The 20,955-nt window shown below is 61.9% G+C and carries 19 protein-coding genes; 11 read left to right on the top strand and 8 right to left on the bottom strand.

Annotated elements, in window-relative coordinates; translation table 11 throughout:
• Positions 1 to 313: 313 nt before the first annotated feature.
• Positions 314 to 1,144 carry a hypothetical protein gene (locus IEX91_RS03870; RefSeq protein WP_188877209.1) on the bottom strand — a complete coding sequence of 277 codons (831 nt, stop codon included), beginning with the start codon at positions 1,142 to 1,144 and terminating at the stop codon, positions 314 to 316.
• Positions 1,145 to 1,397: 253 nt separating this feature from the next.
• On the opposite strand from IEX91_RS03870, the gene IEX91_RS03865 reads away from it, so the two are divergent.
• A complete protein-coding gene (locus tag IEX91_RS03865) occupies positions 1,398 to 1,673 on the top strand; it encodes a hypothetical protein (RefSeq protein ID WP_188877208.1) in 276 nt (91 codons plus the stop codon).
• A 337-nt stretch (positions 1,674 to 2,010) separates the two neighbouring features.
• The gene (locus IEX91_RS03860; protein ID WP_188877207.1) at positions 2,011 to 2,847 is read left to right on the top strand and encodes a hypothetical protein; all 837 of its coding nucleotides are present in this window, start codon (positions 2,011 to 2,013) and stop codon (positions 2,845 to 2,847) included.
• Between the two features lie 786 nt (positions 2,848 to 3,633).
• Here the strand turns inward: IEX91_RS03860 and IEX91_RS03855 are convergent.
• Positions 3,634 to 4,365 carry a hypothetical protein gene (locus tag IEX91_RS03855; RefSeq protein WP_188877206.1) on the bottom strand — a complete coding sequence of 244 codons (732 nt, stop codon included), beginning with the start codon at positions 4,363 to 4,365 and terminating at the stop codon, positions 3,634 to 3,636.
• 210 nt (positions 4,366 to 4,575) lie between these two features.
• Between IEX91_RS03855 and IEX91_RS03850 the strand changes: the two genes are divergently transcribed.
• From IEX91_RS03850 to IEX91_RS03840, 3 genes are all read left to right on the top strand, one after another.
• On the top strand, positions 4,576 to 5,400 hold the full coding sequence (locus IEX91_RS03850) for a hypothetical protein (protein WP_188877205.1): 825 nt from the start codon (positions 4,576 to 4,578) through the stop codon (positions 5,398 to 5,400).
• Positions 5,401 to 5,760: 360 nt separating this feature from the next.
• A complete protein-coding gene (locus IEX91_RS03845) occupies positions 5,761 to 6,567 on the top strand; it encodes a DUF3592 domain-containing protein (RefSeq protein ID WP_188877204.1) in 807 nt (268 codons plus the stop codon).
• Between the two features lie 405 nt (positions 6,568 to 6,972).
• A complete protein-coding gene (locus IEX91_RS03840) occupies positions 6,973 to 7,806 on the top strand; it encodes a hypothetical protein (RefSeq protein ID WP_188877203.1) in 834 nt (277 codons plus the stop codon).
• A gap of 38 nt (positions 7,807 to 7,844) precedes the next feature.
• Here the strand turns inward: IEX91_RS03840 and IEX91_RS03835 are convergent, their stop codons facing one another.
• A complete protein-coding gene (locus IEX91_RS03835; protein ID WP_188877202.1) occupies positions 7,845 to 8,633 on the bottom strand; it encodes a helix-turn-helix transcriptional regulator in 789 nt (262 codons plus the stop codon).
• Between the two features lie 553 nt (positions 8,634 to 9,186).
• Here IEX91_RS03835 and IEX91_RS03830 point away from each other — a divergent pair.
• From IEX91_RS03830 to IEX91_RS03815, 4 genes are all read left to right on the top strand, one after another.
• A complete protein-coding gene (locus IEX91_RS03830) occupies positions 9,187 to 10,431 on the top strand; it encodes a tyrosine-type recombinase/integrase (protein ID WP_188877201.1) in 1,245 nt (414 codons plus the stop codon).
• A gap of 111 nt (positions 10,432 to 10,542) precedes the next feature.
• Positions 10,543 to 11,829: an amino acid ABC transporter substrate-binding protein gene (locus IEX91_RS03825; protein ID WP_188877200.1), complete on the top strand. Its 1,287-nt coding sequence runs from the start codon at positions 10,543 to 10,545 to the stop codon at positions 11,827 to 11,829.
• A 19-nt stretch (positions 11,830 to 11,848) separates the two neighbouring features.
• Positions 11,849 to 13,207, top strand: a complete 1,359-nt coding sequence (locus IEX91_RS03820) for an SLC13 family permease (protein ID WP_188877199.1) — start codon at positions 11,849 to 11,851, stop codon at positions 13,205 to 13,207.
• A gap of 88 nt (positions 13,208 to 13,295) precedes the next feature.
• On the top strand, positions 13,296 to 13,694 hold the full coding sequence (locus tag IEX91_RS03815) for a universal stress protein (RefSeq protein WP_188877198.1): 399 nt from the start codon (positions 13,296 to 13,298) through the stop codon (positions 13,692 to 13,694).
• Between the two features lie 82 nt (positions 13,695 to 13,776).
• On the opposite strand, the gene IEX91_RS03810 is transcribed toward IEX91_RS03815, so the two are convergent.
• Together IEX91_RS03810 and IEX91_RS03805 are read right to left on the bottom strand one after the other, a co-directional pair.
• On the bottom strand, positions 13,777 to 14,748 hold the full coding sequence (locus tag IEX91_RS03810) for an amidohydrolase family protein (RefSeq protein ID WP_188877197.1): 972 nt from the start codon (positions 14,746 to 14,748) through the stop codon (positions 13,777 to 13,779).
• 119 nt (positions 14,749 to 14,867) lie between these two features.
• Positions 14,868 to 15,827, bottom strand: a complete 960-nt coding sequence (locus IEX91_RS03805; protein WP_188877196.1) for a VOC family protein — start codon at positions 15,825 to 15,827, stop codon at positions 14,868 to 14,870.
• A 180-nt stretch (positions 15,828 to 16,007) separates the two neighbouring features.
• On the opposite strand from IEX91_RS03805, the gene IEX91_RS03800 reads away from it, so the two are divergent.
• On the top strand, positions 16,008 to 16,400 hold the full coding sequence (locus IEX91_RS03800) for a VOC family protein (RefSeq protein WP_188877194.1): 393 nt from the start codon (positions 16,008 to 16,010) through the stop codon (positions 16,398 to 16,400).
• Between the two features lie 10 nt (positions 16,401 to 16,410).
• On the opposite strand, the gene dmpG is transcribed toward IEX91_RS03800, so the two are convergent.
• The 3 genes from dmpG to IEX91_RS03785 form a co-directional block, all read right to left on the bottom strand.
• A complete protein-coding gene (dmpG, locus tag IEX91_RS03795) occupies positions 16,411 to 17,445 on the bottom strand; it encodes a 4-hydroxy-2-oxovalerate aldolase (protein ID WP_188877193.1) in 1,035 nt (344 codons plus the stop codon).
• Positions 17,438 to 18,379: an acetaldehyde dehydrogenase (acetylating) gene (locus IEX91_RS03790; RefSeq protein WP_188877192.1), complete on the bottom strand. Its 942-nt coding sequence runs from the start codon at positions 18,377 to 18,379 to the stop codon at positions 17,438 to 17,440. Before IEX91_RS03790 ends, dmpG begins: the two co-directional genes overlap by 8 nt.
• A 192-nt stretch (positions 18,380 to 18,571) precedes the next feature.
• The gene (locus tag IEX91_RS03785; protein ID WP_188877190.1) at positions 18,572 to 20,068 is read right to left on the bottom strand and encodes an aldehyde dehydrogenase family protein; all 1,497 of its coding nucleotides are present in this window, start codon (positions 20,066 to 20,068) and stop codon (positions 18,572 to 18,574) included.
• A 109-nt stretch (positions 20,069 to 20,177) separates the two neighbouring features.
• Between IEX91_RS03785 and IEX91_RS03780 the strand changes: the two genes are divergently transcribed.
• Positions 20,178 to 20,951: a 2-keto-4-pentenoate hydratase gene (locus IEX91_RS03780; protein WP_188877189.1), complete on the top strand. Its 774-nt coding sequence runs from the start codon at positions 20,178 to 20,180 to the stop codon at positions 20,949 to 20,951.
• Positions 20,952 to 20,955: the final 4 nt, after the last annotated feature.

Below are 20,955 nucleotides of genomic sequence, written 5' to 3'. Positions count from 1 at the left end.
GCTCGCGGTTCCTGTTCTCTCGTACACCGTCCTCGATCTCCGGCCTCGGCGCGTCGAATCCGTGTTCCGGCGTCTCGAAACGGGAACCTCTATCACCACCCCGAGAGCGAGCGCCCGTCCTGCCGCCGCAACGCCGCGTGTCGGGCCCGAGCGATCACGCCGCTCCCCTCCGGTCGACCGTCGCTCTCCTCGAATGCGTGGCCTCAACCTGGCTGTTTGAGAGTTCTACAAACGAGATCGAGTGATTTTGAGGACGAGTCGGAGTCTGTCGAGGAATGAGTCTCCCGTTGAGGAGAACCTGATCAAATCTCGATTAGTATCGTTCGTATGCGAGATACACGGTGCGCTCTCGGCCCGTACTGTCCGTGTACGTCACTGGGTCTTCGTCGGGTTCGGCGTCGGCCTCGGATTTGAACGGGGAGACCCAGAACGGCCAGTGCGTGATATCGATGGCAGCGTGAACGCGCTCGTGGAATCCCGCGCTCGCTCGCGTATCGTCCGTGAGCTCCGCCAGAATTTCCTCGACGCCCGCGTGGAAGGGCTCTAAGACGTGGTCTCGAATCCGCTGCCATTCCGGTATCGGCGCTCCGGCCGTGAATTCGTCGAACGTGAGTTGACTCTCGAGCGTGGTGACTTTCTGCATCGTCCGATTGTGCGAGGAGCTGTGCGGGACTTCCTCGCGCTCGCTGAGTCGGGCGAAGCGTCGGCGCTCGGAGGTCGCACTCGCGTTCGCCATGTTCAGGTAGCCTTGGCGTTCGAAGTAGGCGTCGGGGGCGTACTTCGCGTTACTCGCGCGGTCCGCCGTGAACTCTTGGAAACCGAGTTGGGTTGCCTCGCGGACGGCATCCGTGATGAGGTCCTCACTCACTCTCGTCCCCTGGATATCCTCCGGGTCGAGCGAGGGGGCTTCGTCCTGGATGATGTCGTGTTCGACGCAGACGTCGCTAATCTCGTCGGCGAGGTCGTGGAGGAGGCCTCGGTCGGCGAGGGTGAAGCGAGTGCGTTTGTTGTGGCTAATGACTGGCTGGCTGATCGGTTTGGGGAGTCCGAAGCGGAGGTAGATGTAGGTGGCTCCCTGGAGGCGGCGTTCGACTTCGGACTGCCCGAGGTCGAGGGCGTCCATGTAGGGGAAAGTCCGGACCATGGGTGAGGTCGAATGTCGCGCGTGCAGGTTCGTCGTAGCCGTCGAACCAGTCGGGATTGATGTCGAGGTTGGCGATGATGCGGGTGATGTGGTCGTGAATCCTGTAGAGGTCCGTCGTCTGGGCGCGAATCTCGCCCGGGGCGTCCGCGCTTGAGTCAGCGACTGGCAGAGGCGCGGAGCCACGGGCTCGTTACACTCGGGATGAACCCGGGTGAGACGTCAGTCCGGAACGAGTACCGAATCACGACGCGTGGTGAGCGCGTGGTGCGGCGGATGGATCGGCAGGGGATTACGCACGCGTGCCAGACAATTACTCGATTATACGCACCGGATCGGGGAGGAAATGGATGGGTTGTCTGAGTGGGTGACGACGCGCCAAGCGGAACTCGCCCGCCTCGACGATCAGCCCGCGTATGTGGACGCGTTCGGCGAATCAGTCACGATTCCAGTCGATGAGGAGGCCGAGTACGATGACGAATTCATGAGTCAATCCGGTGGCGGCCCAGATGACGACGATGGATCGGCGTAACAGTTCTCAGTAGTTTGTGTCCCGTTCAGACGCATCATCACTTGTGTCGCTGGCTCTCACCCCAGATTACCGCGGACTGGTAATCGTTATGTAGGGAGTGCTTTTTCGGCGAGTTGGGTGATCGCCTAACATTTGGTGGGGGTGGTGATTTTTTGGTGGGGGTCCCAGTAAGCTGGCATTTTTCGATTCCATAGCGTAATGATGTATCAACCAAATGCTGGTGACACTGTGTCTGATCTGGCTGGATACGGAGGGGGATTTCCTTGGAGCGTAGGCCGGTCTGAACTGCCAGTCCTTCAGTGGCGGGAGGGGACACTCCGGCGGATGGAGGAACACGATGGCTGAATCTCACTCGCCTATCTCTGGAGAGAGTGACAGTGGTCGTCCTGCCCCGTCGTTTGAAAACTGGTCGTGGGAGTGGCTCGAATACTTGGCACGGTCACCGAAGCGAATCCGTGTTCTGCATGTACTTGATGAGAATACGCACCGGAAAGGCGAGCTCTCTGATACCCTCAATATTCCACGGTCAACGTTGCTTCGGACCCTCAGGGAGATGAGAGAGTATGGATGGGTGATAGAACGACAGAACGGCCTGTATGAGATCACGCTGGCAGGGAGCGGGATCGTCGATATGTTTGAGGAATTTTACAGGCAGCTTCACTCGATCGCTGGTCTCACCAAGCTTGAGCAAGTGCTCCCCTTGAAACTCACCGACTGCCCAGAATTCCGTTCACTCTTACAGGGGGACATTGGATATGACGAAATTAGTACGTATGTCTCAACGGCCGATTCGCCATACGAGCCAATGAGGCAATTCGCTGAGGAACTCCGTTCGACCGACGTGGAATGTCTGTTTCTTGGAGTTGCAAACCCATTCTACAGTGACGCTCTTGAGAGAGCACTCGAAAGTGATTCAATTTCATCACTTATCGTCTCTCGAAATGTTGTGAATGAGCTTTCACGGATAAATACTTTCGACAATATTCGGGTCGAAAGGAGTGACTTGACGACTATTACGGAAGACCAATTTAGGTATAATGGATTCACTACCGCGCAGAATGTGGTTATTGAGGGGTTGAATGAGGATGATCTGATGACTCAAGTTGTGGTTGAACTATCCCTCACAGTAGACATAGTTAGAGAGTGGTTTGAACACATTGGCTCCACTCTATAGTAATATCCAGAAGCATCTACCCACACTTGTCTCAATATCTCTGCGTGCCGGCGGAATACAACTGTTTTCGGTTGGCGTTCATCTGTAGAAGCCGGTGCTTAGATTGACGGGTGCTCACACCTCTCGGAGATAGGCACTTGACCCGGTGAAGAAACCCACCTCGTATCGAGGTGTTCAGTTCTGCAAATAAGCGTTCGGCTGGGAACTCCGCAAAAACTTCCAGATTCTACTATAGTAAGTTGAAGACGTGCCCTTTCCATCTCGCTGCTATACAATTGCGCCCAAATCATCGAGGTTGACAAATGTACATTCTGGAGTAAGTGCAAGTTCAAGGATGAAGAAGACATCTGCTACTTTGATAGTGAAAAACTGGCTGTTATATTGGGTTCCGCCGGGACGGCGAAGGTCACCATACCGTTCCCGAATGAGCGTCTCCGAAACCGTCGTGAAATGGCAGGCAAAAAGTGACCCTCTCCTGATTATGTCGTCCCACCGTGGCTTGATGGACAGGCAGGCCGATGGCATGGCCCATGCTCGAACGCAGGAAAACCCGCGACGGGGGCCTCTCCGCCGTCTCTCCGAGATGAACAGGATGTACGGTGCAAGCGGATACTGCGTCTATTCGGACGCCGAATACGCCGCCCCCCCTTATGGGACCGACGTATCGTGCATGAACCCGGAATCGACTCGCTGGACCAGTTCGGCAGGCCAGAAGTTACCAGCGGGGATGTGGGACCGGGCTGTTGTCCCACGTTGGAATCCTCGCGCCTCAGCGCGGAGGGGATGTCACCCAAATGCGAGTATCTCGGCTGCGGTCACCGTGACGTCTAGAGTCGTAACCAGCCAAGCCGAAGCGCCGACTCCAACAAGACCGAGGGCCTCTTTGATGAGTTGCTTGTTCTTGTTCCAGAGATCGTTGGCGAGTTTGGTAGCAGATACCGTAGATGGTTCGTACGTCAGACAATAGCCACCGCCCACACAGGCTTCAGCCCCGTTGGTTGAAAATCTCATGTAGGGGCATTCAGTCACGGGATCGAGTGCTAACTCCATGCTAGCTTCGAAGCCCTTAGAAACTTCGACATTCCCACTGGAGATCTTAACCTCAGGACCTTTTCCGAAGTCCTGTGAGACATGAGGACCGTAGAATGTGTATCCATTACAGGACACTTCTCCCCACCCTTGTGCAGTTGTAGAAGCACAGAAGTTTGGGACGTCCGGGATGCCTTTCACACACCAGTTGAATGGAAGTGCGCTGGGGATCGTGGGGAGCCAGGATGGGAATCCTTCGGTTGTAACCGTGCTGTTTGGCTGATTCTTCTGAATGTAGTTATTCGCCTTCTCCTGAAGGGTAGCGGTTACAGCCTTCTGCTGGGTGGGCGAAAGCGTTGTCGAGGAGTGTTTGTTACTTGCAGCTGCTGCTCCGCCAACGGAGCTGAGAACGATTCCAGCGGTAGCTCCGGAACCGAGTAGTTTGAGGACCTTGCGCCGGTTCGTATATGGTTTGTTTTTATCTCCCATACATGCGGATTAAACTTCTGTCGGATAATGTACTTACCCACCAATATATCTCGTATCGAGGGATAATTCATACTCTCCCAAGAACCATGCCGTAGTACTTCTACACTCAATAGAATCTCAAGGCTTGATAGAACCCAGAGTCTGGTAGCAACCATGTAGTGATTACAATCACCCGTGAATTTTTTATTGTCCTCCTATTGAAAGATAAGTATGGCATGTGCCCTTCACCTATTTGGCGCATCTCACTTAGATCGGTATTCAAGCATCCAAGAAGAGATAGAATGCCGGGTTACTGAAACTGATGCAGAGGCAATCTGCATCGAAGCCCCAGAAGAACGGATTCAGATCAAATACTGGCTACTCACGCTCCTCCGACTTCCATTAGTCATTACGGGATTCGCAATGATTGGCTTCGGTCAACTTGCACTGTTTGCCCTTTTCGCTCGGAGCGTATTTCCGGGGGAAGTCCGCGCTGCTCAAGAAGTCCATACTGATCAAGGAATTCCGCTCCACAAGGTTGACCCGCATTTTCAACGCTACTTCTCAGCGGGAGGTCTCTGGTTCATCATTGTTAACTGGGTGATTCTGATCGGCATAGCCATTGTCTTCTCGCCGATTCAGGTGGCAGTAATTTGCATTCTCGCAAACATTGGGTTTTGGTTCCTTCGAGGGATTGGCCAAGTCTCGGAGCGGATAGCAGTGATTATTGCGGTTCCCGCCTGCATCATCGTGTATATTGCACTATTCCAGATTACTTCGATCTTACTCGTATTCGTCGTGTTTTTCACCGGGATTGCTACCCTTGTCATTGCTGCTAAGCTAACGGGTGCGGAACGTACTGATGAAATGATTTCGAAGACGAAGACTTCAATGGTAGAAAACGAGTACAAGAACGTACTCTACGTTACGGGCCAAGGGCGGATATCAACTCTCCGAGATCGCATAACTAATTTGAGTGACATCGAAATTGGATCGGTATGGCTCAAAGACCGTTTCGAAAATGGCGAACTCGAACAACCTACTCCTGACAAATGACAATCCATAATCCTGTCCTCAGGATTATCCGCGGAAGAATTCCCACAGTTTCAGCCGTGAGAGGAAAATTAAGAACTAGGAACTCAGAATTCATTATCATTCAATAGGAGCCAGAAACTGTAATGTCAAATCGGTCCTCCACGACGCAGCCCATAGGAGTCCTCGCTGTGGCAGTCCTCCTCGTGAGTGCGGGATGCGCCTCAGAGGGTCCACAATACCCACGTCGACACAGGCGAACACCTCCAGTACTGGGCACTCGGCAAATTCGACAGCGTCGTTGTCCCACGGTCCACGTGTTCAACCCTTGAAGGCAGACATCTATAGTAATATGTCTATACCCCTGCTGGAAACTATCTGAATATGACATCAAGATCAGCCTTTTACATCAGTCTAATCGTTGCCAGCCTTCTCTTCATTGGCGGAGCGGGATACGTGGCGTTCCAAGTGCATCAGGCAGACACCGCAGCTACGACACCCGGAACAATTCATTCAGCGTCAGTCGCACAAACACGGACGATTAGCTATCGCCCGTATCAGAATTACCGCGCGAACGTCACCTACTCGTATCTCGTACGTGGCCACCAATACACGGGCCACACGGTTTTCCCGGGGCACTATGCGGCGTTTGCAGTCGCTAAGCCAATTGCAAATGTCGCAAATCAATACCACTCTGGACAATCTGTCACCGTCTACTACCGGCCGTCGAACCCAGAGAGTTCGTATCTGATTCTTCGATACGCGTTCATACCCGGATTTGTTGGAATGATGGTTGCGCCGTATATTGCGGCGAGCGTACTCACACCAGGCTTCGAATGGTTCAGTATCATTAAGGAAGCTCTTTCAGAGTCTAGCACGGAGTCGGTATATTCACCGGATAACTCATCGTGGGGATCGCAGAGCAACGAGGATAGTGAATCGTGGGACAATCCCACGTCTCTCAACGAGGCTACCTCGCCACAGGGGTCTGCCAGCGATGTTATTGCATTTGAGGTGACCGGGTGGCTGGAATGGGTTGTGTGGGGTGGCGCAACCGCCATCGCACTCTCTGTCGTGGGTCTCTACTTGCTGCTCTCGACCGCCCAGTACAATCAGACCGCTTACCTTGGAGCGGTAGTCGCCATTATCCTGCCACTTGCCCGGGCAGCAGTGAAGTACCAACTGACCTAGCACGATTCTCTTTCTGTCTGTAGGTCGATAAAACTATCAGATATCCCATGCACCAACTGAAAGATTAATTGACGTGTCCGCTCCACGTTGAATAGCCGAAGAACCTCTCTTATCTCCCGAAGCGAAAATGGTCGCGTGGAGCCAGATGGTGAACGCCCTGACGAGCGTCGCCGTCCGCTCGTTCTTCCAAGCTTTTCTAACCCCCTGTCATAGCACTCGCTGAGCAGGTCTGCGAGCATCCTAGTTGATTATCCTAACGAACGGCTTACTTCTCAAACTGACTTAACTAGACAGTTCCCCTGGAAACTATATCTTATTGGTTGGTTACTTCACCAAATGAGATGTCTCATGCTATGGCTAATACCACTGCGTAAACTGATTATTGACTAGTCCATCACTTTACCTATGGCCCAACAGTTTCGATTTAGACAACCAAAATACACTGGAGAGAACAGATGCCTTCCCTGTACGACGGTTAATTCGGTAATCGGCCTTGTAATCGTGGCGGGATTGGCAGCTATTGATCCGATTCTCGCCATCGTCGTATTGACGTTTGAGGGACTCTTAATCTATTATCGCGGGTACTTGATCCCTGGCACTCCCGAACTCACGAAGCGATACATGCCCGCGTGGATGCTCAAACTCTTCGGAAAAACCCCTGTCGAAGAACGACTCCTGACACATACCCAACATGAGGAACCAGCTATCGACGCGGACCAGCTGGACCCAATTGTAGTCTTAGCAGAGGCTGGTGTAGCTACTGAGACTGCGGATGGAACGGACGTCACACTTACATCCTCCTTCCAGAATCGACTCAATCAACAAGAGTTCGCTGCACCCACCGAAGACGCGGAAGAGATCTTCACAGAGCTCTTTGATAGTGTCACAATCGAGGACACTGACGCATCCATCCACCACCTTACACGTTCGGGCGGTAGAGTCATTCTAACGTGGCCGTCACATGCAGCAATGCTTGGTGACGCAAAAATAGCACAGGCACTCGCCGAGACTGATACCCAATTCACCGAGCGAGACGAGATGAACCAACTCCAACTCGTCCAGAGCACGCGCACGCTATTAGAGACCTGCCCGGCCTGCAATGGCTCACTGAGCTTTTCCCAGGAAGAACGGGAAACGTGCTGCCAAACATACACGGCAGGCGTCCTCTCCTGCGACGCCTGTGACAGCACTTTCCTAGAAGTGAATGAATCCGCACTCGACGACGCCGCCACAGCATAATCACAACTCGGAAGATAATGAGCCTGTAAGCAGCGATATTACACTCGCTTCTGTGGTTGTCTACGGAAGGACACCGGGTCCGCAGACTGTCTGATGTGCTCGTATTGCTCCTCCGCCCAGCGCAGGGCTGCATCAGTATCGTTGACCAGGATCCCACGAACACCACTCTCCCCGAACACGAGTACGCCGACGTGATCGTGGTCAGCAATCCAGAGCCCGAACGTGTCGGGAACATCGGCAGTGTAGAAGGAGATTGGCGAATCCGTGACAGCCTCGTGAATGAGGTCTGAGAAGTGCGCACGCAGCTGCTCGAAGAGAGACATGGGGACGACGAGTTCGATGCGTGGATCGTCGCTGATGAGAGCGTTCTCATAGAACGATTCGACATGTGCTGCGAGGACACGCGGAGTGAACATCCGAAAGCGCGTCGCGTCCCTCGCGGCGTCTAATAGGACTTGCATGACGTCCTCTTGAATTATCCCATCCGTGGAGTGGACGTCTGCATCGATGAGGATCGAACAGTCGAACGCGGTTTCATCAGTCGGCATATCGACGAATGAAGCGGCTTTTCGCAGGTCTCGTAACTGTTCACGATATCGTTGATGGAGCGCGAAGGCGCAGTGACCGTAGACAGTCAGATGCCATTCTCCATCTCGATAGACGACTAATCCGGCGTTCTCCAAGTTCCGCGTGACGCTATCGAGTGTCGACCGAGAGATCTCAACCGCTGGGAGGAGCTCCTGCTTCGTACTTGGATGCGCTTCGAGGGCTTGAAGGACGTTGTAGCGGTCGTGGAGGAGCTTGATTACGTCACGGGGGTGAGCCATTTCGCCTACTAGTTGGAAGTCCAATCAATTAATCATATCTACGATATCGAGTGCGTATAAGCCCCACCTTCCCGGGCCACAATATCGAGAAGCACGCGACGGAATTGGGCTAGAAGCCGCAGTCGTCTTGGACGTCGCCGATTGGGGTATTTCGAGGGCACCGACTTCACGGGCGTTCTCGTAAGCTTCGTAGAAGGCCGTCCACGTCCGACTGATATGCTCCGTCTCGGGGGACGGTTTGCTACGCCTCGCGCTATTGTCCGTGAAACGAGACTAATCCCCTAGGATGTCCAGATGCCAACCGAGAGAGAGAAACTGTTAGAGGAGAGGTGGTTTGTAGAAATCCAAACAGCCAGGTTGGCATGGCCCACCCGACGGATTTGATATAGCTACATATACTTTATAGAGATTCGGCCGATATGCGACCCACATCGTCTTGCACGGTTGTCTGACTGCGGACAACGGTACAAGACAACTACTAAGTCACTTGACTGTCTCTCGCTACCTACCGGGATCGGCCGGCTTGAACGCCGGCCACCCCACCGCTTCCGCCATGACCGATCGCTACTCGACGATGGATCGCGCCGACTGCGCCGCCTTCCTCCGCGAGACCGTCGTCCCCGAGATGCGCGCCGATCCGGACTGCGATCGCCGCCCGGACGACGAACCGCCGACGTACCGCTGGCTCAACGGGCGTTACCCCGGCCTCGTCAAGCACCTCCAGCGCGCCTTCGACGCCTCGCCCGCTTCGTTCTACCGCGAGCGAGTGCTCGCGGACGACGCGGACGACGCGGACGACGGCTACGACTGGGGACTGCCCGACGACGACGCCGCCGCGCGCACGCGCGAGCGACTCGACGCGCACTTGGAGGAACTCCGCTATCGGGGCCATCCCGAGACGACGATCCGCCCCTATCGCTCCCGCCTGAAGAAGTACGTCCGTCTCTACTGCGACCTCCACGGGCCCGACGTCCTCGACGGACTGCGTGACGAGTCGCGGCGCGCCGCGGAGATCGACCGCGCGTTCGCCGTCTGCAAGGTGCTCGACCGGACGCTTGAGACGCCCGCCGCGCGGCGCAAGTACGTCGAGGACGTCAGACGCTTCTACCGCGAACTCCACGACGCGGGCTACGTCAGCTACAACCCCATGCGGCGGATGGAGACCCGCCTCGGCCTCGACGTTCCCGAGTGGGACAATCCCGCGCTCGCCGCCGCGGACGTCGAGGCGCTCTGGGACGCGGCCGACTCGGCCCGCGAGCGCGTCCTCGTCGTCGGCCTCTGCGGGTGGGGGTTGCGCCCCTCCGAACTGGCCGCGCTCCACGTCCGACAGGTCGTCCTCGATCCCGCGGACGACGACTACCCGTACCTCGACTTCCGCGACGGCGACCGGAAGAACGGTCCGGGAACGGTGGCGATGCTCGCCGGCGACGCGGTACTCGACCGCCGTCTCGACGGGGTCGCCGACCGCGAGGGGTGGACGGGGTACGTCTTCCCCTCCGACGCCGCGACGACCAGGCACGTCCACGTCGACACCCTGCGCCGGTGGTTCGCCGACCTCGTCGAGCGGGCGGGTGTGACGGTCCGCGACGAACCCCCGACGCCGAAGTACGGGCGACGGTTCTGGTACGCGCGCTACGGCGAGGCCGTCGTCGAGGTCGCCGAGCGCTTCACGCCGGTCGCGGAGGCACAGGGATCCGCTGACGCCTCCGTCGTGATCGAGAACTACCTGAGCGAGGCCGACCGACGGATGCACCTCCGGCGGGTCATGGCGAAGTCGCTCGCCGACCTCTTCGACTGACCTGCGTTCGATCCGATCGCCCCCGCGCCGGTTCTTGCACACTTTCGACGCCGGCATCTCACACGGATAATCATAGACTTTATCTTCTTCTACCACGATCTTTCGTTCAGTATGACCTCGAGAGACGGCGTGCTGGGACGACGCGCGTACCTGAAGACGAGCGGTGTCGCTGGCGTCGCGGGACTGACTGGACTGGCCGGCTGTACCCTCGGCGGCGGTGGCAACGGCGAGAGCGGCGGGAGCGGTGGCGGGGGGAGCGACACGATCACCATCGGTGGGACCGTCCCCCGGACCGGCCAGTTCTCCTCGCTGGGCGAGGACCTCGAACAGGGGTACCGGATCGGCGTCGACTTGATGAACCAGAACGGAGGGATCGACGGGCAGACGGTCGAGCTCATCCTCGAAGACGACGAGAGCGACCCGAAGAAAGTCCGCTCGAACCTCCAGTCTATCACCAGCGACAACGACGTCGACATGCTCTGGGGGAGCTTCTCCAGCCTCCTCGTCACGGCCGGGAGCGCCTTCGCCGAACAACAGGAGATCCCCTTCGTCGGCACGGCGTTCGCCTACATGGCACCCCACATCGAGAAGAACTACCGGTGGACCTTCGCGCCGATGGCGAAGTCGCGCGACGTCGCCACCGCGACCGCCGGCATGCTCGGAATGCTCCCGGACGACCAGCAGCCGACGAACATCGGGATCTGGGAACCCAACACGGGCTGGGGCGAAGAGCAGTCCAACTACTGGGACGACGCGCTCTCGTCGGCCGGCTACGATATCGTCCTGCGCAAGAAGTACAGCCTCGGGACGCAGGACTTCTCCACGCTCATCTCCCAATCGAAGAGCGCGAACGTCGAGGTACTGCTCTCCGTGCCGACGCCGCCCGGCGCGATCACCGCGATGAAGCAGATGAAGTCGAACGACTTCTCCCCGAAAGCCGTCCAGTTCGTCCGCGGCGCCGACCCCAACGCTTTCTGGTCGGCACTGGGCGCCACCGGCGAGGGCGTCACGATGTGTCCCGGCTGGGTTCCGGGTCTCACGGGCAACGGCAACGATACCCTCCAAGAGCTCCACGCCCGGGCCTACGACTACCCCGACGACAAGCTGTTGCCGGTGATGGTCGGCTCCTCGTTCAACGTCGCGCAGGTCGCCGATCAGGCCTTCCGCGCCGCCGGCTCCACCGACCCCGGCGCGCTTCGAGAAGCACTGCGAACCACGACGTTCGAGACCGTCCTGGGGACCTTCGGTTTCGAGGACAACGGGCTCCCCGAGGAGGGCCAGCTCACCGCGCCGATCGGTCAGTGGCGCGAGGGCGGCCAACACCTCGCCTACCCGGACACCGAGGGCGACGCGGCCGTCGACTTCGAGTACCCGCTGACGCCGTGGAGCGAGCGCTGACGCCGGCATCCTCGCGGCGATGAGCCGGACGCAGTCGTGGGTCGCCGCTCTTCTCGGCGCCGCCCTCGCGGCCGGCGTCGCGCTCGCGGCTCCGATGCCGACCGCCCAGGCGCGCGTCCTCGCCATCACCCTCTTCGCCATCGTCGCTTGGATCGCCGCGCCCGTCCCGCCGTGGGTGACGGGCCTCGCCGCCATCGGTCTCATCGGGGTGGCACAAACGCCGGCGCTCGCCCTCTCCGGTTTCGGTTCGCCGGCCACGTGGCTCATCGTCTTCGGTCTCGTCGTCGGCGAGGCGACGCGCCGTAGCGGCCTCGCCACCGCGACGCAGACGTTCGTCTTCCGGCACCTCGACGTCGCCGGCGCGGACCCCCGCGGGCTCTACTACCGGCTGCTCGCCCTGCTGTGCGCCGTCGCCCTCGCGTTCGCGCTCCTCCTGCCGGCCGCGCTCGTCCGGGTCCTCATCGCCATTCCCGTCCTCGTCGCGATCGGGACGGTCTTCGAGGACCGACGGCCGCGACTCGGCGTCTTCTTCGCGCCGCTGTTCGCCACCTACTACGGCGCGTCGGGGATCCTCACCGCGAACCTCCCGAACGTCATCATCACGGGGATCGTCGAATCGGTCGCCGGCGTCTCGATCACGTGGAGCGAGTGGTTCGTCTCGCTCTTTCCCGTCATGAGCCTCGCGCGCGTCCTCCTCATCTTCGCGGTCGTCGGCGTCCTCTATCGACCGTCACCGGACGCCGCGCTCTCCCCGCCGTCGGCCGCGGACGGCGAGACGGGCGACGCCCGGCGGATGCTCTGTCTGCTCTTCGTCGGCGTCGCCTTCTGGGCGAGCGACGCCGTCCACGGCCTCCATCCGATGTTCGGCGCGCTCCTCGTCGCCGTTCTCGCGCTTCTCCCCCGCGTCGGCGTCATGGACTACGGGGCCGTCGAGGACGTCGACTTCTCCGTCGTCTTCTTCGTCGGTGCCGTCTTCGCCATCTCCGCCGCCCTCGCCGAGACGGGGTTCACCGAGACCGCCGCGAACGCCCTCCTCCGCTTCATCCCCGCGGACGCGCCGAGCGCCGTCGTCCTCGGCTGCGTCTTCTTCGTGACGCTCGCGCTCACCTTCGTCATCGAGGGCGTCGCCGTTTCGAGCGTCCTCACCCCGATCCTCGTGACGTTCGCCGCGAGCGCCGGGATCCCCGTCGACCACGTCGCGTACGTCGAGGCGAGTGCGCTCGCGACCTTCTTCTTCCCGTATCAGTCCGCGGTCCTCGTCGTCATCCTCCGCGCCGACCTCGTCGAGACCCGAGACGTCATCCGCACCGCCTCGCTGCTCTCGATCGCCACCGTTCTCGTGCTCCTCCCCGCTGAGATCGGGTACCTCACGCTCTGAGACGTTCGGCCCCTCGGGGACGGCGAGTATGTGATCGGGGCGTGGCCGGGACGGGGGTTTTTGTCGCTACACGACCCAACGTCGAACGATGTCGTCACGCACTGTACTCGTCGCCGTCTCGCGCGACGAGAACGACGCGATCCGCGTCAGCGAAACCGTCGAACGGCTCTACGACGCCGACGAGGTCGAGGTCGGACTCGTCCACTGCTTCACGGAGAACCCCGAGGGCGCGAGCGCCGCTCAGCTCTCCTCGGTCAGGCACGCTAGCGAGCGCCTCGAAGCCGCCGGCTTCGACGTCGAGATCCACGAGCGAAGCGGCGACCCCGCCTCGGAGGTGTTGGAGGCGGCCGTCGAGATCGGCGCCGACCTCGTCTGTCTGGGCGGCCGCCGGCGCTCCGCGGCGGGCAAGGTGATGTTCGGGAGCACCGCGCAATCGGTCCTCCACGACGCAGACCGACCGGTCGTCCTCGCACCCGGCCCGACGTAGCGGCGCGGGCGACGAAGCGGACAGCGGGCCGACCTGCCGTGCACCGACTTTCGACGCTCCGCGTCGGGGTCGCGCCCTCGGCTCAGATGAGGTCGCGGAGGTTCCCCGCGTAGACGTCCTCGCGCGCCGCCTCGTCGAGGTGCGTGTTCTCGACGGCCTCGATCGTGAGCTCGACGGTCTCGCGACCGCGCTCGGGACTGAACGGGTAGTCGGTTCCGAAGAGCACGTTCCCCGAGCCGAAGAAGGACGACGCGCAGTCGATCGCGGGCGCCGAGCCCGACACTGCGGTGTCCGCGTAAAAGCGCTCGAAGTACGCCTCGGCGGGCTTCGAGAGCTCGGCGGCGTTCTCGTGGAAGCCCGCGTAGTTCTCCGGGTAGTTCTGGCGCTGGCGGTAGAACATGGCGATGCGCTCGCCGTAGAACGGGACCATCCCGCCGCCGTGGTGCGAGACGAGTTCGAGGTCCGGGAACTCCTCCATCACGCCGCCGAAGACGAGCCGCGAGAGCGCGAGCGTCGTATCGAACGGCCAGCCGAAGAGCCGATGCTCCATGTACTCGGAGGCCCAGTCGTACCACTTCCAGAGCTGGGGATGCATCCACAGCGGCGTGTCCGTCGCGGCCGCGCGCTCGAACAGCGGTCGGAACGCGGGATCGTCGAGCGGTCGGCCGTCGATGTTCGAGAACATCTGCACGCCGACCATCCCGAGGTCCTCGACGCATCGGTCGAACTCCACCATGAACGCCTCACTGACCTTCGGGATCGTCCCCACGGGGATGAACTCCTCGTGCTCGTCGGCGAGCCGCCGGATCTCGTCGTTGGCGAGCTTTGTGATCTCCAAAGCGAGGTCGTGTTCCATCCCTTGGAACATCGTCGGGAGCGCGAGCGTGATGATCTGCTTGTCGACGCCGTAGTCCGCCATGTCGACCTTGCGCTGCTCGATGTCCCAGAGGAAATCGGGGCGGCCGTCGAGACCCTGGAAGCCGAACTCCTCGGTGATCGTGTCGAAGAACTCCTCCGTCAGCACGTGGGTGTACCCGTCGATGATCTCCGGCATACGTCACGCTAAACCCAACGCGGCCATAGTTCTTTGGCTCCGACGCGGCGTCGCGGCGACACGCGTATCGTCGGATCCTGCAACGCCGGGCGCCATCGCCGTCGGGGCGTCGTCGAGCCCTACTCGTCGGGGTACGCGAGCCCGTCCCAGCCGGGGCCCTCGCCGACGAACTGGTGGTTCGTCTCGCCGCCGATCTCGGACTCGTTCCACTCGATCGGGTCCCAGTCCGGCTCGAAGTTGAGGTAGCCCGGGCCGGCGAAGAACTCGATGCAGAGCCCGCTCGCCGGGTCGGAGACGTAGAGGTAGTCCGCGCTCGTGATCGCGTGCTTACCCGGCCACGCGTCCGGCTCGATGCCGTGCTCGGCGAGCACCTTCCCGGCCTCCCAGAGGTCGTTCAGGCTGTCGAGGTGGTAGGCGAGGTGGTGGAACTGGGGGTCGCTCCCAGCGGGTTCGCGGTGGATCGCGAAGTCGTGCGGGAGCGGCGTGACGGAGAACCACCAGCCCCACGTCTCGTCGTCCTCGGTCAGGTACTTCTCGTTGAGCTGGAAGCCCAGCTCGTCGTGGAGCCAGTCCGCGTGCGCCGGCGAGACGCTGTCCTGCACGTGCGCGTGGTCGATACGCCGCGGGGAGATGCGGTTACCCGAGGCCTCGCTGTAGACGCGGTTCTTCAGACGCGAGCGCTCTCCCTCGGGCGCGGGCGGCTTCTTGACGTCGTAGTAGAACTCGAAGGGGTGACCGAACTTCTCGACGCGGATCGCCTCGCCCTGCCCGGTCTCCTCGCCGGCCTCGACGTACGTCACGTCGTCGCCGTTCGCCTCGAAGGACTCGGCGAGGTCGTCGACGGCCTCCGGCGTCTTCGTGCGGAAGGCGATGTGGTCGACGCCGGTCTGCCCGGAGTCGATGACGGCGAGGGTGTGGTGCTCCCAGTCGCGCAGGCCGCGGAAGTACGCGACGCCGTCCTCGCGCTCCGTGAGCTTGAGCCCCAGCACGTCGCGGAAGAACCACACCGACTCGTCGAGGTCCGTCGTGTGCGTCGCGACGTGTCCGAGTTTGGCGATCGGGGACTCCCACCGATTCATTCGATGCCCCCGCGAAGCGGCCGCGCGGTCGTTCCCCTGATCGTGAACGGATCGCTCCTCACGTCTGTGTTCATCTATCACAGTAGTTCCGACGATCTATAATAAATATTGTGTGTGCGTCGTGAGCGCGAAGCGGCCGAACCCGATCGATTTATCATCGCCGCTCGTGTCCGCCCGGGCATGGACGTGCTACACAGCGCCCTGTGGGTGTCGGACCTCGAATCGACGCTTGAGTTCTACGAGACGGAAATCGGCCTGACGAAATTGAACGAGTTCGAGGGCGGCGACGGCGCGACGAACGTCTATCTCGAAGGCGACAACGGCGTCGTCCTGCAGTTCAAGCACCACCCCGATCGTGACAACGACGAGCCGATCGAGCCGACCGCGCTCGATCACCTCGCCTTCGGCGTCGACGACGTCGACGCGACCGTTGAGCACCTCGTCGAGGAGGCGGACTGTACGCACGTGCGCGGTCCGCTCGACTCCGAGGGCGCGAGCGCGCGTATCGCCTTCATCGAGGACCCGAACGGCTACGGGATCGAACTGATCGACGACGACGCGTTCGACGACTGAGGCGGACGCCTCAGTCGTCGGCTTCGACGGCGGTTCCCCGTTCTTCCGCGAGGCGCTCCGCGACGTCCGTGATGAGGTCCTCCTGTCCGCCGACGACCTCCATCTCGCCGAGTTCGACGAGGATGTCGCGCGGGTCGACGCCGTAGCGCTTCCCCTCGCGGCGCGCGTGCCGGAGGAAGGAGGAGTAGACGCCCGCGTAGCCGAGCATCAGCGAGTCGTTGTCGAGCTCTGGCATCGTGTCCTCGTCGAGCATCGGCAGCAGGACCTCCTCGGCGGCGTCCATCGTGCCGTAGAGGTCAGGGGTGACGTCGTAGCCCGCGCGTTCGAGCGCGCCGACGAGCACCTCCATCTGGGTGTTGCCCGACCCGGCGCCGAGCCCGCGCAGACAGCCGTCGACGGTGACCGCGCCCTCGTCGAGCGCGGCGAGGGTGTTGCCGACGGCGAGTCCGAGGTTGTTGTGCGCGTGGAAGCCCACGTCGATGTCGAGCTCCTCGACGAGCAAGCCGACGCGCTCGCGCACGCCATCGGGGAGGAGCGCGCCCGCCGAGTCCATGAGGTAGACGACGTCCGCGCCGTACTCCTCCATGAGCTGGGCCTGCTCCAAGAGCGTCTCCGGCGCGGCCATGTGCGAGAGCATCAGCAGGCCGTTGGCCTCCAGCCCGCGCTCTTTGACGTACTCGAAGTGGTCCTGCGAGATGTCGGCCTCGGTCGCGTGCGTGGCGATCCGGCAGATGTCCGCGCCGTGATCGGCCGCCATGTCGAGCTCCTCGACGGTCCCGATGCCGGGGAGGAGCAGGACGGAGAGTTCGGTGTCGGTGAGCTGGGGGGCGACGGTTTCGAGGTACTCCTCCGTCGAGGCCGCGGCCATCCCGTAGTTGATCGAGGAACCGCCCATTCCGTCGCCGTGCGAGACCTCGACGACGTCCATGTCGGCGTCGTCGAGCGCGCCCGCGATTTCCGCCATCTGCTCGGGCGTGAACTGGTGGTCGACGGCGTGCATGCCGTCGCGCAGCGTCATGTCGACGACGCGCGGTGACTCAGTCATCCTGCTCACCCCCGACGGCCGCCTCGGCCTCCCACTGCTCGGCGACGCGCTCGGCCGCACCGAGCGCCGCGCTCGTCATGATGTCGAGGTTGCCCGCGTACGGCGGGAGGTGTTGGCCCTCCCCCTCCACTTCGAGCTGCGTCGTGAGGATCACGGTGTCGCCGAGGTCGAAACCGACGTCGTCCTGATCCTTGACCGTCGGTTCGAGCGTGACCTCGTAGCCCGGGACGTACGACTGGATCTCCGCGGCGATGTCGTCGACGGAGGCCCGGACCTCGTCGACGTCGATGCTGTCCGAGACCTGGGTGTGGACGGTGTTGCGCATCATGATCGGTGGTTCGGCGGGGTTGAGCGTGATGATCGCCTTCCCGTCGTCCGCGCCGCCGACTTCCTCCAGTCCGGCGGCCGTCGTCTGCGTGAACTTATCGATGTTCTGCCTCGTTCCGGGCCCCGCGGACTTCGAGGCGATGTGCGAGACCATCTCCGCGTACTCGACGTCCGCGACGCGGTCGACGGCGTGCACCATCGGGATGGTCGCCTGCCCGCCGCAGGTGACCATGTTGATGTTGTTCGTCTCGCCGAGGACGTCCTCGACGTTCACGACCGGCACCGTGTAGGGGCCGACGGCCGCGGGCGTGAGGTCGATGGCGAACAGGCCGAGCTCCTCGTACACCGGCGCGTTCTGCTCGTGGACGCCGGCGCTTGTCGCCTCGAAGACGACGTCGAACTCGTCGGCGTGCTCGCGGACGCTGTCGATGCCGTCCGTCCCGACGTCGATCCCCTCGTCGACGGCGGCCTGGAGCCCGTCGGACTCCTCCACGGGGAAGATGCCGATCATCCGCTGGAGGTCGACGCGCTCCCCCCGATCCAAGATCTTGTACATCAGGTCGGTCCCGATGTTCCCGGGTCCGACGATGGCCGCGTCTACGGTCATGTATAAGGTATATTTATGAAGCTTTCTCATAAATCTGCCGGTCACGCGAGACGGCTTGCGCGGGACCGGGCGCGCCGGCCGCCCTCGACGGCGACGAGGGACGACTCGGGGACAGCGGTCGGGAGCGGCCCGCGGCGGTGGCGTGGTCGGGTCCGCACGCGAACGCGGCTGGAGGCCGCGCCGTGGTCGGCGCTAGAACGGGTAGCCGCGGTCCTCGCGCTGGACCGACGTCCACTTGACCTCGGTGAACTCGTCGATGATGTACTCGCCGTTGTAGCGGCCGATGCCGGACTCCTTCATGCCGCCGAAGGGCATGTGGGGCTCGACGTTGACCGGCTGATCGTTGACGTGCATCATCCCGACATCGATCTGGTCGGAGACGTCGCGCGCGCGGCCGAGGTCGCCCGAGTGGACCGAGCCGGCGAGGCCGTACTCGGTGTCGTTGGCGATCTCGACGGCCTCCTCGTCGTCGCTGAAGGGGATGACAGGGACGATGGGGCCGAAGTGCTCGTTGCACGCCGCCGCCATGTCGTTCGTGACGTTCGTGATGACGGTCGGCTCGACGAACAGGCCGTCGGCCTCGCCGCCGGTGAGGACCTCGCCGCCGGCCTCGACGGTCTCCTCGACGTACTCCATCATCTGATCGCGCTGGCTCTCGTTGATGATCGGACCGACGACGACGTCGTCGTCATCGACGGGGTTCCCGACCTTGAGCTCCGCCGCGCGCTCCGCGAGGCGCTCCGCGTACTCGTCGTAGACGGACTCGTGGACGATGTGGCGGTTGATCGAGATGCAGACCTGCCCCTGGTTCCAGAAGGAGCCGAAGGTCCCCGCCTCCACGGCCGCATCGAGGTCGGCGTCCTCCAGGACGACGTGGGGGTTGTTCCCGCCGAGTTCGAGCGCGGGGAACCCGAAGTGGTCGACGACGTTCTTCCCGACGATCCGACCGGCCCGCGTCGAGCCGGTGAACGCCATGACGTCGCAGTCGGGGTGGGAGGCCGCCTGGTCGCCGGCGGTCGCGCCCTCGCCCGGAACGACGTTCAGGACGCCGTCGGGGAGGCCGGCCTCCTCGAAGAGGCGCGCGAGGAGCAGGCCGCCGGAGATGGACGTGTCTTCGGCGGGCTTGAGGACCACGCTGTTCCCCGTGGCGATCGCGGGCGCGACCGCGCGGAACGAGAGCTTCAGCGGGACGTTCCACGGCGAGATGACGCCGACGACGCCGACGGGCTTTCGCTCGACGATGTTCTCCTTGCCGGGGATCTGTGACTGCGCGTGGCGGCCGTCGGCGCGATACGCGTACTGCGCGGCGTCGTAGCCGAAGGAGACGGAGCCGCCCCACTCGATGTCCTGCTTGGACTTCGCGCTGCCGCCCTCGGCGGCGAGGATCTCGCGGACCTCGTCCTCGTACTCTTCGAGGAGCTTGGCGACGGTGCGGACGACGGACGCGCGCTCCTCCAGGGGCGTGTTCTCCCACTCGACTTGCGCCTCCTTCGCGGCCGCGAACGCCTCGTCGACGTCGTCGCGCGAAGCCGCGGGGACCTGCGTGATGACCTCGCCGGTGGACGGGTTGGTCACGTCGATGCGCTCGCGCCCCTCTAGGCGGCGCCACTCCCCGTCGATGTAGGCGGCGTTCCAGTCGGCGTCCAGTGCGATCTCGCTTCCCTCCACGGTTGGGGCTGCGTCACTCATCTTCGTGTTCACACGTCGGATCTCACGCATATAGGGATACCGGAAGGAACGGTTCGGGTCGACTGACGCGGACGGTACGATTAAGTAGTGGCTCCGGCCACTGTGCCGTATGGCTCTCAGCCAGTCGGAGCTCGACGAGCTCGCCGACACACTCTACGAGGCGTACGACACCAAAGACCCCATCGAGCCCCTCAGCGACGAGACGGAGTTCACCACCGAGGAGGCCTACGAGGTCCAAGCGCGCGTCTTCGATCGCATCAGCGACGGCGGCACGCTCGGCCACAAGCTCGGTCTCGTGAGCGAGGCGAAACAGGAGCAACTCGGCATCCCCGAACCCATCTTCGCCCCCGTCGTCGAGGAGACCCTCCTCGAGGGGCCGGTCCAGGTCGACGAGATGATCTCGCCGCGGATCGAGGCCGAGATCGGTCTCGTCCTCGGCGAGGACCTCGAAGCGCCGGTCACGCCGCTCGACGTCGTCACGGCCACCGACGCGGTCGTCCCCGTCGTCGAGATCCTCGAAAGCCGCTTCGCCGGGTGGGCCATTCCGTCCGCGCAGGACGTCATCGCCGACCTCACCTCCGCCGGGGGCGTCGTCCTCGGCGAGTCGATGAGGGACCCCTCCGAGGTCGATCTCGTGATGGAGAGCATCGCCGTCTCCGTCAACGGAGAGCTCGAATCCTCCGGCATCGGCGGCGACATCATGGGCAACCCCGCGCGCGCCGTCGCGTGGCTCGTCAACCGCCTCGCCGATCGCGGCGAGAAGCTCGAGGCCGGCGAGCTGATCATGACCGGCGGCATCCCCGCCGCCATCGACATCGAACCCGGCGACGTCTACGAGATCGAGTTCGCCACCATCGGCTCGATCTCCGTCCGCGCCGAGTGACCCC

It is taken from the genome of Halarchaeum nitratireducens (assembly GCF_014647155.1).
Classification (GTDB): Archaea; Halobacteriota; Halobacteria; order Halobacteriales; family Halobacteriaceae; genus Halarchaeum; species Halarchaeum nitratireducens.
This window is presented reverse-complemented; position numbering and strand designations above follow the sequence as displayed.